The 13447-nt window shown below is 52.0% G+C and carries 10 protein-coding genes and 1 tRNA gene; 6 read left to right on the top strand and 5 right to left on the bottom strand.

The annotated features are described in order from the left end of the window. Position 1: 1 nt before the first annotated feature. The 5 genes from pgi to Y017_RS02255 all read left to right on the top strand — a co-directional run bounded on the left by pgi (position 2) and on the right by Y017_RS02255 (position 6449). Positions 2–1648 carry a glucose-6-phosphate isomerase gene (gene pgi / locus Y017_RS02275; RefSeq protein WP_035458556.1) on the top strand — a complete coding sequence of 549 codons (1647 nt, stop codon included), beginning with the start codon at positions 2–4 and terminating at the stop codon, positions 1646–1648. Between the two features lie 80 nt (positions 1649–1728). Beyond that, positions 1729–3111, top strand: coding sequence for a phosphomannomutase/phosphoglucomutase (locus tag Y017_RS02270; protein ID WP_051428680.1), 1383 nt, complete (start codon positions 1729–1731; stop codon positions 3109–3111). A 78-nt stretch (positions 3112–3189) separates the two neighbouring features. After that, complete coding sequence (galE, locus tag Y017_RS02265; protein WP_035458552.1) at positions 3190–4209, top strand: UDP-glucose 4-epimerase GalE; 1020 nt, start codon at positions 3190–3192, stop codon at positions 4207–4209. A gap of 76 nt (positions 4210–4285) precedes the next feature. Continuing rightward, positions 4286–5566, top strand: a complete 1281-nt coding sequence (locus Y017_RS02260) for an oligosaccharide flippase family protein (protein ID WP_011588223.1) — start codon at positions 4286–4288, stop codon at positions 5564–5566. 37 nt (positions 5567–5603) lie between these two features. Further along, complete coding sequence (locus Y017_RS02255) at positions 5604–6449, top strand: sulfotransferase (RefSeq protein WP_035458551.1); 846 nt, start codon at positions 5604–5606, stop codon at positions 6447–6449. Positions 6450–6466: 17 nt separating this feature from the next. On the opposite strand, the gene Y017_RS02250 is transcribed toward Y017_RS02255, so the two are convergent. The 5 genes from Y017_RS02250 to Y017_RS02230 all read right to left on the bottom strand — a co-directional run bounded on the left by Y017_RS02250 (position 6467) and on the right by Y017_RS02230 (position 11021). Beyond that, a complete protein-coding gene (locus tag Y017_RS02250) occupies positions 6467–7279 on the bottom strand; it encodes a glycosyltransferase family 2 protein (RefSeq protein ID WP_231483334.1) in 813 nt (270 codons plus the stop codon). Between the two features lie 13 nt (positions 7280–7292). Continuing rightward, the gene (locus Y017_RS02245) at positions 7293–8171 is read right to left on the bottom strand and encodes a glycosyltransferase family 2 protein (RefSeq protein WP_011588226.1); all 879 of its coding nucleotides are present in this window, start codon (positions 8169–8171) and stop codon (positions 7293–7295) included. Continuing rightward, on the bottom strand, positions 8171–9457 hold the full coding sequence (locus Y017_RS02240) for an exopolysaccharide biosynthesis polyprenyl glycosylphosphotransferase (protein ID WP_035458549.1): 1287 nt from the start codon (positions 9455–9457) through the stop codon (positions 8171–8173). The genes Y017_RS02245 and Y017_RS02240 overlap by 1 nt, the downstream gene beginning before the upstream one ends. Positions 9458–9686: 229 nt before the next feature. Then, positions 9687–9762, bottom strand: a tRNA-Asn gene (locus tag Y017_RS02235). A 68-nt stretch (positions 9763–9830) separates the two neighbouring features. Continuing rightward, positions 9831–11021 carry a pyridoxal phosphate-dependent aminotransferase gene (locus Y017_RS02230; protein ID WP_035458548.1) on the bottom strand — a complete coding sequence of 397 codons (1191 nt, stop codon included), beginning with the start codon at positions 11019–11021 and terminating at the stop codon, positions 9831–9833. A 383-nt stretch (positions 11022–11404) separates the two neighbouring features. Here Y017_RS02230 and uvrB point away from each other — a divergent pair, with 383 nt between their 5' ends. Then, positions 11405–13420, top strand: coding sequence for an excinuclease ABC subunit UvrB (gene uvrB / locus Y017_RS02225; RefSeq protein ID WP_011588229.1), 2016 nt, complete (start codon positions 11405–11407; stop codon positions 13418–13420). Positions 13421–13447: the final 27 nt, after the last annotated feature.

The raw sequence follows: 13447 nt of genomic DNA, 5'->3' as shown, positions 1-13447 counted from the left end.
CATGGTGCCTGAACAAAATGATCTAACCGAGAGTTCGGTCTGGCTGCAGCTTGAAAGCTTTGCCCGTGAGGAAGGCTCTTTGCATTTGCCTGATTTTTTCGTTCAAGAGCTGGGAAGGTGTGCCCATTTTTGCCTTGAGAGCGATGGCCTCTTGGTAGACTTGAGCAAGCAGAGGGTGTCGTCTCATGCCCGTGATTTATTAGTGAGTTTGGCCGATGAACGGGGCCTTGATCGTTGGCGTGAGGCGTTATTTGCCGGTGCAGAGGTGAATTGCACCGAGAACCGCAGTGCCAAGCACTGGTTGCTCCGTGATCCGTCTGATCAAGCTGCTGAGATCCATGGCCAGCTGGAGATCATGGACTCTATCGTCTCGCGCGTGTTGGAAGGTCAGTGGCGGGGTGTATTGGGCGATGCGATTACGGATGTGGTTAATGTGGGCGTTGGGGGATCTGAATTGGGGCCGTTAATGGCGGCATTCGCGCTGCATTCGACGCCCTTGGCAGAGGGAGAAGTGCGGCCCAGCCTTCATTTCGCATCGTCAATGGATGGCAGCCAGATTTCCCAGGTGCTTCAGGAACTGAACCCGCGCACGACACTGGTGCTGGTGTCGTCTAAATCCTTTACTACTGTGGATACGTTGCACAACGCCAATACGGCACGTAGCTGGATGGCCCGTGCACTGGGGCTTGAAATGGATAACGAAGCGATGCTGCGTTGCCATTTTATTGGTATTTCCGCACAACCGGACAAGATGACCGGGTGGGGGATTCCATCGACTAACCAGTTACAGTTCTGGGATTGGGTGGGCGGGCGTTATTCTTTGTGGTCTGCTATTGGTTTGCCCATTGCGCTTACCGTGGGGATGCATGGGTTTCGTGAGTTGCTGGCGGGTGCCCATGACATGGATCTCCACTTTCGCCAGCGCCCATGGCACGAGAATATCCCGGTTATGCTGGCTTTGGTGGATGTGTGGAATATCAATTTTCTGGATATCCGCGCCCGTGCAGTGCTGCCCTACGATGGCCGCTTAAAATATTTGCCTGCTTATTTAGAACAGTTAGAGATGGAGTCTAACGGGAAGAGTGTGTCGCGTAATGGCGACCCTGTGGATTACCACACCTGTCCGGTGATTTGGGGTGAGGTTGGCCCGAATGCACAGCATGCCTTTTTCCAGTTGTTGCACCAGGGTACTCAGCCGGTGGCGTGCGAGTTTTTGATGACCGCACGGCGCTATACCGAAAGCGCACATTCGGGTGCGGCGGTGGAATTGGAAGGCCAGCATGCTCTGTCTAACGCCAATTGCCTGGCTCAATCGCGTTTGTTGGCGTTTGGCGAGCAGGCTTTGGATTCAACGCTGGCTTTGCCTGCTTACAAGCGTTATCGGGGTAATCAGCCCAGCACCACTCTGGTGCTGGATGAGTTGTCGCCTAGAACCCTTGGCTCCTTGCTGGCCATGTATGAGCATAAGGTGTTTGCCCAAGCGGTGATTTGGGGAATAAATCCTTTTGATCAATGGGGCGTGGAGATGGGTAAGGTGATCGCCACCGATATGTTGGCGGTTCTGGCGGACCCTGATGGCGCCCATGAGGTGGATGATTCCTCACTGTCGTTAGCGCGCCATATCGCGTGCAAGCAAGCGACGCAATAACATTAAACACGAATGCAAATGGACAGAGCCCTCCCTTATCATGCTGTGCCAGCTGGTTGTGTGCTCTGTGCCCTACAAGGATGACATTAATGACTCACCCCATTCCCGCTTCGATTTTTCGTGCTTACGATATTCGCGGTATTTATAACGAAACGCTCACGGATGCATGGGCTTATGAAATTGGTCGGGCGATTGGGTCCGAGGTGCAAGCTCAAGGACAGACGGCCATCGCTATAGGGCGAGACGGGCGCTTGTCTGGTCCTGCTTTGTTGCTGGCCTTGAGTGAGGGTGTTCAGTCCACCGGGTGCGCAGTAGTGAATGTGGGATTGGTACCGACGCCTGTGCTGTATTTTGCAACGCATCATATTGAGGGGCTTAATTCCGGTGTGATGCTGACTGGTAGCCATAACCCGGGCAATTACAATGGTTTTAAAATTGTGATTGACGGTGTGACACTCTCGGGTGAACGCATTCAGGCGTTGCATCGCAGAATTGTAGATCAGCGCTTTGCTGAAGGGCAGGGCGAGTATCGTGAGCAGGATGTGCTGGTGGACTACCAGGCTGCGTTTTTGAGCGCCCATAGCCTAGCGCGACCTATGAAGGTGGTTGTGGATTGTGGCAATGGCATCACTGGTTTACAGGCACCGCAAGTGCTTGAGGCGTTAGGGTGTGAGGTTGTGCCGCTGTTCACTGACGTGGACGGCACCTTCCCGAATCATCACCCGGACCCGGGTGACCTCAACAATTTGCAGGATTTAATTGCTAGCGTAAAAGCAGAAAAGGCCGACCTTGGATTGGCTTTTGATGGTGATGGCGATCGGGTTGGGGTTGTTACACCTGCTGGAGAGGTGGTGTATCCGGATATTCTGCTAATGGCGCTGGCAGAGGATATGGTGAGCAGGCATCCCGGCGCAAAAGTTATTTTTGATGTGAAGTGCACAGGCTCCCTGTTCGACGTGATTAGGGACGCCGGGGGGGAGCCAGAAATGTGGCAAACCGGACACTCCCTTATCAAAGCACGCATGAAAGAAACCGATGCCCTGTTAGCAGGAGAGATGAGTGGGCATATCTTTTTTGCTGAAGATTGGTACGGCTTTGATGATGCCTTGGTGGCTGCTGCCAGGATTCTGGGTATCATCAGCCGAACAGAGGGAGGCGCGGAGGCCCTTTTCGGGCGCTACCCGGTGCTGTGCACGACCCCGGAAATCAATATCAATGTGACGGACGAGAACAAATTCCGTATCGTGGAATATCTGCAGACGAATGCGGAGTTCGGCGAAGGCGAGCGCCGCGTCATTGATGGTATCCGTATGGATTATGCCGATGGTTGGGGCCTGTGTCGGGCCTCCAATACTTCGCCGAAGTTAGTGTTGCGTTTTGAGGCAGATAACGATGAAGCCCTAGGCCGAATTCGTGACTTGTTCGAGGTTAACGTAAGCAAAGCGATGGCCGCGGTGGGTTAATTCTACGATTGGCTTGGCTGTTTAATTTCAACGGGTGGTGGCAGCTCAGGCGATAACCTTGGAACAGGATGATGAATCATGAGCAAAGTATTGGTCACCGGCGGAGCCGGTTATATCGGCTCTCACACGGTGCTGTTGCTGCTTGAAGCTGGGCGCGAGGTTGTCGTGCTTGATAACCTCACCAATAGCAGCGAGGAGAGCCTACGCCGTGTCCAAAGGTTAACTGGGCGTGAGCTGACTTTCATTAAAGGCGACATTCGCGATGCGGATTGCCTAGATCGACTTTTCGCCGACCATGATATCGATTCCGTGATCCATTTTGCTGGCCTGAAGGCGGTGGGTGAATCGGTTGAGCAGCCATTGCAATACTACGATTGCAATGTGGTAGGCACGGTGCGTTTGTTGGAAGCCATGGAGCGGGCAGGGGTGCGAACTCTGGTATTTAGCTCATCGGCAACGGTGTACGGGGACCCGGCCTCTGTGCCCATTAAGGAAAACTTTCCTCTTAGTGCGACCAATCCCTATGGTGCCAGTAAGTTGCACATTGAAGATATGCTCCGTGATCTCTACTCCAGCGATAACCGGTGGCAGGTGGCGTTACTGCGCTATTTTAATCCTGTGGGCGCCCATGAAAGTGGCGAAATAGGTGAGGACCCTAATGGTATTCCCAATAACCTCATGCCGTTTATTGCACAGGTTGCCATTGGCAAGCGAGCACAGCTGAGTGTTTTTGGTGGAGATTATGCGACGCCGGATGGCACTGGAGTGAGGGATTATATCCATGTGATGGATTTAGCCCAGGGACATTTGGCGGCACTGCAGGCTTTAGAGGGCGATCGTGGTCTGCTGACGGTGAATTTGGGAACCGGGCGAGGCTACAGTGTGCTGGAAATGATTGCGGCCTTTTCTAAGGCCAGCGGGCGAGACGTTCCCTACCAGATTGTGGAACGTCGATCGGGAGATGTGGCTACCTGTTACGCGGATCCTGCCCATGCAGAAGAAGTCATCGGGTGGAAGGCTGCCCGCGGCATTGATGATATGTGCTGTGACCACTGGCGTTGGCAGGAAAGTAATCCTGAAGGGTATGGCGAGAGATAGGGAGCTATCGCTGACTGAATGAGTGCTTTCCAAGCTTCTGTTTTACGGTTCTATATAAAGAGAGTGGGTTGGGAACATGCTCAAATCAGTTTTATATAAAAACTTCTTATCTGTAGGTGGGATGCGTCTTGCGGGGATTCCCCTGACATTGGCAACCAGTGTGTTGTTGGCCAGGCTGCTTGGACCAGAGGGATACGGTTACTACTCTTTTGCGATGGCATTGGTTCCTTTGCTTGCGATTCCTGTGTCCAGTGGTTTGCAGCAGTTTGCGACACGGCAAGTAGTTAGCTATCGGTTGGCCGAACAATTTTCTCTGGCAAGGGGACTGGTGTCTCTGGCAGGGATGTGGATATTGCTTTATTCCGTTCTTGTGTTTGTTTTTTTTCTGGTCGCTAGTCAGCTTTTTCCTGAGATCTTTGAAGAAAAAAAATGGGCTATCATGCTCATTGCCATCTTTATTATCCCCTTTATTGGTGGTAACTCAGTGCGATGTGGTATGTCCAAGGCTCTGGGGCAGCCTTTTTGGTCCGAGCTGCCACTAAGACTGATCCAACCCGCTCTGCTTCTTGGGATAGTTGTTCTGCTTTATCTCTGGGGGATTAAGGGTGCAAACTTCGCCATTTATGCTCAGCTAATAAGTTTCTCTTTGGCATTTATCATTGCAGTAATAATCTTTGTACTTGTAGCGCCTGCGGATATGCGGGAGGGCAATAGGACTTATGAAATAGGCTTCTGGGCGCGCTCTCTGATTCCATTTAGCCTTTTATCTGCGGTTACATTGCTCGGAGCGCAAATTTCCATTGTACTTCTAGGGATTCTCGGTGAACCTGAAGCCGTAGCTGGAATGAGGGTGGCTGACCGTGGTGCCGCGCTTGTGCTTCTTCCATTGACCACAGTTAACATGATTGTCGCACCGTATATTGCTCGTTATTTCAAGCAAGGTGACCGAGAAAAACTGCAAGCTACCTTAAGACTGTCTTCCAGGTTGGCACTTTTGTTTGCATTACCTGCGGCGAGTCTGTTTCTCTTTTTTGGTGAGCAGATAGTCGGCCTTGTTTTTGGTCTTGAATATATTGCGTACGCATTTTGGCCACTAGTGATTCTTTCTGCGAGCCAATTGTTCAGTGTTTTTTGTGGTTCGGTTGGCAATGTGTTGGCAATGAGTCATCAGGAAAATAGGGCCGTTACCGGTCATATTCTGGCATTGAGCGTCAATGTGATTCTGTGCTTTTTTTTGATTCCGACGTATGGTGCTGTGGGAGCTGCATTGGCTACTGGAGCAGGATTGATCGTCTGGAATCTGGTGCTGGCTTACTTCGTGATTAAACAGGTAAAGGTAAGCCCCTTTCCTATTTAGTTTTATCCTGAAGGCTGAAGGAATACGCGGAGGTTTTTTGATTATCAAATACAGGGTTGTTCACCGAGTCTCTATAAAAGAGGCGCTGGTCATTTATTCGAGATTTTTTTTTAGGAAGCTTGAAGACCTGTTTGCTAGCCCAGTGATAACTGACAAGAAAGCACTGTTGGTGGCAGGTTGTGGCCATAGTGGCACGACCCTGCTTGCTGCGAAGCTGGGCAATCATCCTAATATTTTTGCAGTGGGAAGAGAAACAGAGTTTCTTCTGCCGGATAAAAATTCGCTTGTTACGGCTTCAAAGTTGTTGTCCGAATGGGTTTATTGCGCAGAATATCTTGGCAAGGAATATGTTCTCGAAAAGACACCGAAGCATATTTATTTTATCGACCGTGCAGGGTTTATTGCGCCTAACCATAAAGTTTTGGTGACAATCAGAAACCCTTTAGACAATGTGGCATCGTTATTCAAACGTTTTGGTGACCTTGATCTGGCCATTGAGAGATGGGTTAACGATAATCACATCGTCGCTGGAATCGCAGGTTCTGGTAATGTCTATGTTGTTCGCTATGAAGACCTGACTGCGGCCCCTGAAGCGACCTTTATTTCCTTGTTTGAATTTATTGGCGACAGTTTTGATCCGTCAATACTGGAGGAAGGAAAAACGGCGTATGACTCTGCCGTGTTAAAGGGGAATATGGTGGTTCGCAGGGATCAGGTTAAGTCCAGAATCCGGGTTAATAATGGGGCTTGGCGAAAAGTTCTTGATGAAGAGCAGGCTCTTTATGTCTGGAGGCGGGTGTCGGTTGTTGCGCAAGCCCTAGGGTATCACGGCCTTGAAGATTGCTACTTTCCGACAGATGATGAGAGTAACGGGTGTTCCTGACACCCGAGATATTTGTATTATCGGGCGTTCGAAGATTGAGCGGGAACAGGAAAGTGGATTCCCAAGAAAAGGGCAAGTTTGGGAAATCGACTTCTTAATACCCCGCGCAAGGCATAATTGGCAAAGTAATAGCTTGCCATGATTGCGTTCAACTGCTCTTCATCTCGGTACAATCGCCAGTTGTACCCTGCCGTATTTCGTTTGTTGGAAGACAAAGAGTCTTGATGAACGCAGTATCGTGTTAGTGCTAAATTAATTCCGTATCCGGATGTCGTTTTCTTGAGAATTTTTAACCACAAGCCGAAGTCTTGGCGTTTGCGAAGCTCGGGCATAAAGACTTTACCTAGCTGCTCGCTGTCATATACAGCGGTCGAGCAACCAATGTAATTGGTTTTTAACAACTGGCGGTAGTGTATGATTGGCGGTACACCTACAGTGTTGATACAGGCGCCTTCTGGGTTTATGCGTGTATAGGCGGTGTACGACAGGGGCCAGCCTTGTTCTTTCATTTGGCTTATCTGAATGCTTAACTTGTCTTTGTGCCACTCATCATCGGCGTCGATGAAAGCGATGTATCGTCCTCTGGCAGAGGCAATGCCTCTGTTTCTCGCAACTGCTGCACCGCTATTTTCTTTTAGCCGTATCAGTTTGATTCTGTTATCACGATCACAAAATGCTTGAGCGTGCTGATCTGTGTCATCAGTAGATTTATCGTCGACTAATAGTAGCTCCCATGACAGAAAGTTCTGGGAGAGTACCGATTCGATAGTCCGGGCCAATGTGTGCCGGGCGTTATAGCATGGTGTGATGATTGAAACTTCAGGAATCATATTTACATCCATATCAGCGCCGTTCCATCGTGCCGTTTGCCAAGAGTCGAACTGTGATTGCCATCTCGGTTAGCCATAATCGGGTTTGAATGAGAAGAGATGAAACTTTCTGGCAGCGATTGATTTTAGGGCTGCTGATGACAAACCAGTATGCCCAAACCGGGGGTATAAAGGTTTTTACGATGAACTTTGCTCGGCGTCTCACTGGGCCTGAACGAACCTGGCCCCCCTTTACCCGCTTGAGCTTGGTGGTGAGTTCCTCCCAGCTATGGCGAGTTGGATGATCCACATTGGCTTCAGGTAAGTATACAAGAGGAATGTTTGCCCGACCTGCACGTTGACAGAACTCTGCATCACCACCTGAAAAGCGTTGGTCGTCAAAGACGCCCACTTTGTCAAATACTGTCCTGGGAATGGATAAATTGGCTGTCACCGCGTAGCCGTGTCGTGTGTAACGTTCCTGAGGTAATCCCATTGCCATGTCGTACACTTCTATCCAGTTAGGTTTCAGATTGTCAAAGCGCAGAACAGTGACTCCACCAGCAATCAGAGTGGGTTTTTTGCAGCCCAGGTGCTGGCGCCAGATGATTTCTAGCCAGTCGGGATTTGGTCGGCAATCGGCGTCAGTGAAGACCAGTAGTTCCCCTTGGGCTTGCTGAAGTGCCAGGTTGCGCGCTGCATAGGAGCCGGGTTGGTGGCACTCAAGCAGGTTTACGAAATCCGGTAGAGTGTCTGCTGCTGGCACAACATCCGAGCCGTTATCAACGATGAAGCATTCCCAGAGACTTTTCGGCAGTGTTTGTCTGGCCAAGGCAGAAAACAGAACCTTAGTGAGTTCCCAGTGCTGGTAGATGGGGATAATGACGGAAATTTTCGGGTTGCTATCGTGCATTATAGTGCCCCAAATCCTGTGGCCATGGTTTTTAATGTCCGCATTACAATCAGAAAGTCGAGTGCAGGGGATAGGTTTTTGATGTAGTAGAAGTCGTGTTCTACCTTCTCTCGTGTACTTTCAGTGTCGCTGGCGTAGCCTTGATTGACTTGGGCCCAGCCGGTGATGCCTGGCCGCACGATGTGTCGATAGCTGTAGTAAGGAACTTCTTCTTCGAATTGCTCTACAAACTCTGGCTGTTCGGGGCGTGGGCCAATCAGGCTCATTTCACCTTTCAGGATGTTCAGAAACTGTGGGAGTTCATCGATGCGCACTTTGCGGATAAATGCCCCCAGGCGGGTAATGCGGTATGCATCCTGGTCGGCAAACTGCGCCGTGCCTTCACCTTCTTCTCTAGGCCGCATTGAGCGGAACTTGTACATTCTGAAAATACGATTCCCCTTTCCGATCCTTTGCTGAACAAAAATAGCAGGGCCGGGGGAGTCGAGCTTGATCAGGAGCGCGACGATCAGGCAAAAAGGGATTAGTAGGGGAGCTACAAGCAGCGTAAGCAGTATATCCAGTGCGCGTTTGCCCGCCAGATAGACCGGTTGTGGCTGAAGATTGGCCAAGTCTATGCTTTGCAAAGTAGAAAGGTTTACTTTGCCATTGATGGTCTCTGCAACCTTGCGGGCGTTGAATACGGGTAGTCCTGCAATATTGCAATGACTCACAAAACGTATCCATTGGTCTTCAAGTTGTTCTTCCATATCGACAATTAGCCCGTCGTACCGGGTTTCCCCCATACTGGGGTTGTCCAGAAGACGGTATTCAAAACTCTTAGAAACCGGAGGAAGAATGTTGTCAATTCTCTCTGTTGGGACGCAGGCTAACTTCAAGTATCGAAAACGGCGGTTGATAAGAACCGAGATGATGCGGATTGTTAGTAGCAGGGAAAGGCCGATGATAAGTGAGGTGCGTGCATAGCCGATTCGGGTAAACAGTACCAAGGTGAACACTAAGCCGACAGCAATCAATACTGTGGCCAGGTTATAGGGGATGGCTCGCCTTCCAACAAATTTAGCGATGTTGCTGCTCAAATAGGCCGTGACTGCGTAGCAAAGCACCAGTAGGGCGAGGGTAATCCCCTGATTAGCGTTTTGAACCCAGGATTGATAGCTAAGAAATTGTGCGCCCAGGGTAATAATGGCCAATGCAATAAGGTGGCCGAATGCTGGATTCAGGAGGATTCGCTCATACCAGCGGTTGTGGCGTGATGGCGTTATGGAGATTGGGTCCTGATGCATGCTCAACTCATTTCGGGTGGGCAGTGTCAAAGCCTGTCTCCGTGTTATCGACAATTCATAGGCGAGGCTGGGAATTCTACCATGCCTGTTGGTATCCACAATTCGGTTAAGGCTTAACGGGGCTTGTGACTGGATGGCGGGCTGAGTAGAGGGCAGCAGCTGGCTGTAGAGGAGGTAACCATTGGGCAAAGAAAAAGGGCTTACCCGATGGATAAGCCCTTTTCTTATTTGGCTCCGCCTGCTGGGCTCGAACCAGCGACCCAATGATTAACAGTCATTTGCTCTACCAACTGAGCTAAGGCGGAATGTCTTGAGGCGCGTATATTAGTGACGCCTCTCGGGGTCGTCAACACCCCGGAGGCGCGTTTGTTGCTTATTTAGCCAATGCTTGCTCAATTCGGCGAATAGCGTCCTTCAGTGTGTCCATGCCAACGGCAAAAGACAGGCGCATGCAGCCAGGTGCGCCGAAGGCGGAACCGGGTACCAAGGCCACTTCGGCGGTTTCCAGTAGCAGGGTAGCCAGATCGGTGTCGGACTCCACGCTATCCATGTTGGCAATGGCGTCGGAGAAGTCCGGGAAGGCATAGAAAGTGCCGTCGCCTTTAGCGCATTTCACGCCGGGCAGGGCATCCAGTGCGTCGGTGAGATAGTCGTGACGCTCTTTAAATGCTTTAACCATCTCGTCTACGCAGCCTTGATCGCCGGCTAACGCCGCTTCCGCTGCAGCCTGGCTGATGGAGGCTGGGTTGGAGGTGGACTGGGACTGCACCTTCTTCATGGCAGCAATCAGCTTCTGCGGGCCTGCTGCGTAACCGATGCGCCAGCCCGTCATGGAGTAGGCTTTAGAGACACCGTTCATGACCACGGTGCGGTCATACAGCTCCGGGGTGGCGTTGACGATGTTTACGAAGGGTTTGCCTGTCCACAGGATATGTTCGTACATATCGTCGGTGGCGACGATGATGTTTGGGTGTTTCTTGAGTACTTCACCCAAGGCGGCGAGCTCTTCCAGGGAATAAGCCATGCCGGAGGGGTTGGATGGGCTGTTGATCACGAACAGGCGGGTTTTCGGCGTGATCGCTGCTTCCAGCTGTTCCGGGGTGATCTTGAAGCGGCTGTTCACGTCCGTTTCGATGATTTTTGGGACACCACCGGCAACCAACACCATGTCCGGGTAGCTCACCCAGTAGGGGGCCGGGATGATGGCTTCGTCGCCGTCATTCAACAGGGCCAATGCCATGTTGAAGAAGCTCTGCTTGCCACCACTGGACACCAGCACCTGGCCGGGCTCGTAGGATAGGCCATTATCGCGCTGGAATTTGTCGATAATGGCATTTTTCAGGCCGGGAGTGCCGTCCACCGGGGTGTACTTGGTTTTGCCGGCGTTGATCGCCTCAATGGCGGCCTGCTTGATATGTTCCGGGGTATCGAAATCCGGCTCACCGGCACCCAGCCCAATAATGTCTTTGCCCTGTGCGCGGAGTTCACCGGCTTTGGCGGTAATGGCAAGGGTGGGAGACGGCTTGATGCGTTGTACGCGGTCGGAAAGGCTGATATCGGACATGCACTCCTCGTTCATCTTGATAGTTGATTGGCCACGTTTTTTTAACGTACCGATCGACACAGAAAGGGGCTGGAACTTTACCGGATTCGGGTGCCAATGTCCCGTATTTCCTGATGGGGTCGCTCTTTGATCGCCATCGTGGTTGAACGATCACTCTTACAGGTGGCTGGGGGAGGTAAGCGTTTTTGTCGGAGCGGTCGTTTGGCTGCGATTGCGTCTCTATTCCCTCTCAAATCCCATTCACTGGAGCCACCGCTCCAGTGGGCAACATGGATCATCACGCATTTGATCTGCTGGCTCTGGTACACTACCCGGTGATTTTGCACGCATGACTTTTGCTGTTTTCCCGTCGTCGGGAGGGCAGTAGCCATCAGGAAGCCCAAATGTCTGAAAGCCTCTTCAAACTCCATTCCGACTACCAGCCCGCCGGTGATCAGCCCACCGCCATTGCGCAGCTGATTGAGGGTATTGATGATGGCCTAGGCCACCAGACGCTGCTGGGGGTGACCGGTTCGGGTAAGACGTTCACCATGGCAAATGTGATTGCGCAAACGGGCCGGCCCACCATCATCATGGCGCCGAACAAGACGCTGGCTGCTCAGTTGTACGGGGAGTTTCGAGAGTTTTTCCCCGAAAACGCGGTGGAGTATTTTGTTTCTTACTACGATTACTATCAGCCGGAAGCCTATGTGCCCAGCTCCGATACGTTTATCGAGAAAGATGCCTCGGTGAATGAGCAGATCGAGCAAATGCGACTGTCTGCCACCAAGGCGATATTGGAACGACCGGACACCATTATCGTGGCCACCGTGTCGGCCATTTACGGGCTGGGTGATCCCGCCAGTTACCACGCCATGGTGCTGCATTTAGTGCGCGGCGATCATATCGATCAGCGTGAGCTGTTGCGACGGTTGGCGGAGCTGCAGTACACCCGTAATGAGATGGATTTTCGCCGCGCCACTTACCGAGTGCGTGGGGATGTGATTGATATCTTCCCGGCGGAAGAGGAAAAGGAAGCGGTTCGTATTGAGCTGTTCGATGATGAGGTGGAATCCATCAGCATCTTTGATCCTCTTACCGGTGAGGTGATTCGTCGTATTAGCCGCACCACCATCTACCCCAAGAGCCATTACGTGACGCCAAGGGAAACCGTGCTCAAGGCGGTGGAGATGATTAAGGAAGAGTTGGCCGAGCGGCTGGCCGAACTTAAGGAGCAGAACAAGCTGGTGGAAGCCCAGCGGTTGGAGCAGCGCACCCGCTTTGACATTGAAATGCTGCAGGAGCTGGGTTATTGCAATGGAGTAGAAAACTACTCCCGGTTGTTTTCTGGTCGTGCCCCCGGCGATGCTCCGCCCACCCTGTTTGATTACCTGCCGGACAATGCGCTGCTGATTGCCGATGAGTCCCACGTCACCATTCCCCAGTTGGGCGCCATGTATAAGGGCGACCGCTCGCGTAAAGAAACCCTGGTAAGTTTCGGGTTCCGGTTGCCCTCTGCCATGGATAACCGGCCACTGAAGTTTGAGGAATGGGAGCTGCTGGCGCCACAAATGGTCTTTGTGTCTGCTACTCCAGGGCCCTATGAGAAGAAATACGCTGGGCAGGTGGTGGAGCAGGTGGTGCGCCCCACCGGCCTGGTGGACCCGAAAATCGAGATCCGTCCGGCGACCACTCAGGTGGATGATCTGCTCGGCGAAGCCAAGGAATGCATTGCCAAAGAGCAGCGGGTGTTGGTGACCACGCTGACCAAGCGCATGGCAGAGGATCTCACTGAATACCTGAATGAGCATGGTATTCGGGTGCGTTATCTGCATTCCGATATTGATACAGTGGAGCGAGTGGAAATTATTCGCGATCTGCGCTTGGGCAAGTTCGATGTGCTGGTGGGGATTAACTTGCTGCGTGAAGGGCTGGACATGCCAGAAGTGGCGCTGGTGGCGATTCTGGATGCGGACAAGGAGGGCTTTCTGCGCTCCGACCGGTCACTGATCCAGACCATCGGCCGGGCTGCCCGGAATGTGGATGGCCGCGCGATTCTCTATGCGGACAAGATGACCGGCTCCATGGAGCGGGCTATCGACGAGACGGATCGTCGTCGCGAGAAGCAGGAGGCCTTCAATGAGGCCAATGGCATCACCCCGCAAGGGCTGAATAAGAAGATTCGTGACATTATGGATGACAGCGGTGGCAGCCGTTTTGATCGCAAGTACAAGGGCGAAAAGAAAGTGGCCGAGTCTCCGTCGGATTATCTGGGTGCCCGCTCACCGGCGCAAGTGGCCAAGGAAATCAAAGCGCTGGAAGCGAAGATGATGGAACATGCCAAGAACCTGGAGTTCGAGGATGCCGCCGCCACCCGTGACAAGATTCACCAGCTCAGAGAGCTGGGTTTTATGCGCTAGAGATACCCGTTGTGGGTAGCCGCCAAC

This window comes from Alcanivorax sp. 97CO-5, assembly GCF_000524665.1.
In the GTDB taxonomy this organism is placed as follows: Bacteria; Pseudomonadota; Gammaproteobacteria; order Pseudomonadales; family Alcanivoracaceae; genus Alcanivorax; species Alcanivorax borkumensis.
The sequence above is the reverse complement of the archived record's forward strand: the minus strand, read 5'-3'. Positions and strand labels throughout refer to the sequence as shown.

Coding starts and splice junctions, on each gene's coding strand:
- galE (WP_035458552.1), top strand. CDS start 3,190: ATGAGCAAAGTATTGGTCACCGGCGGAGCCGGTTATATCGGCTCTCAC.
- Y017_RS02230 (WP_035458548.1), bottom strand. CDS start 11,021: ATGTCCGATATCAGCCTTTCCGACCGCGTACAACGCATCAAGCCGTCT.
- pgi (WP_035458556.1), top strand. CDS start 2: ATGGTGCCTGAACAAAATGATCTAACCGAGAGTTCGGTCTGGCTGCAG.
- Y017_RS02260 (WP_011588223.1), top strand. CDS start 4,286: ATGCTCAAATCAGTTTTATATAAAAACTTCTTATCTGTAGGTGGGATG.
- Y017_RS02245 (WP_011588226.1), bottom strand. CDS start 8,171: ATGCACGATAGCAACCCGAAAATTTCCGTCATTATCCCCATCTACCAG.
- Y017_RS02270 (WP_051428680.1), top strand. CDS start 1,729: ATGACATTAATGACTCACCCCATTCCCGCTTCGATTTTTCGTGCTTAC.
- Y017_RS02250 (WP_231483334.1), bottom strand. CDS start 7,279: ATGATTCCTGAAGTTTCAATCATCACACCATGCTATAACGCCCGGCAC.
- Y017_RS02240 (WP_035458549.1), bottom strand. CDS start 9,457: ATGCATCAGGACCCAATCTCCATAACGCCATCACGCCACAACCGCTGG.
- uvrB (WP_011588229.1), top strand. CDS start 11,405: ATGTCTGAAAGCCTCTTCAAACTCCATTCCGACTACCAGCCCGCCGGT.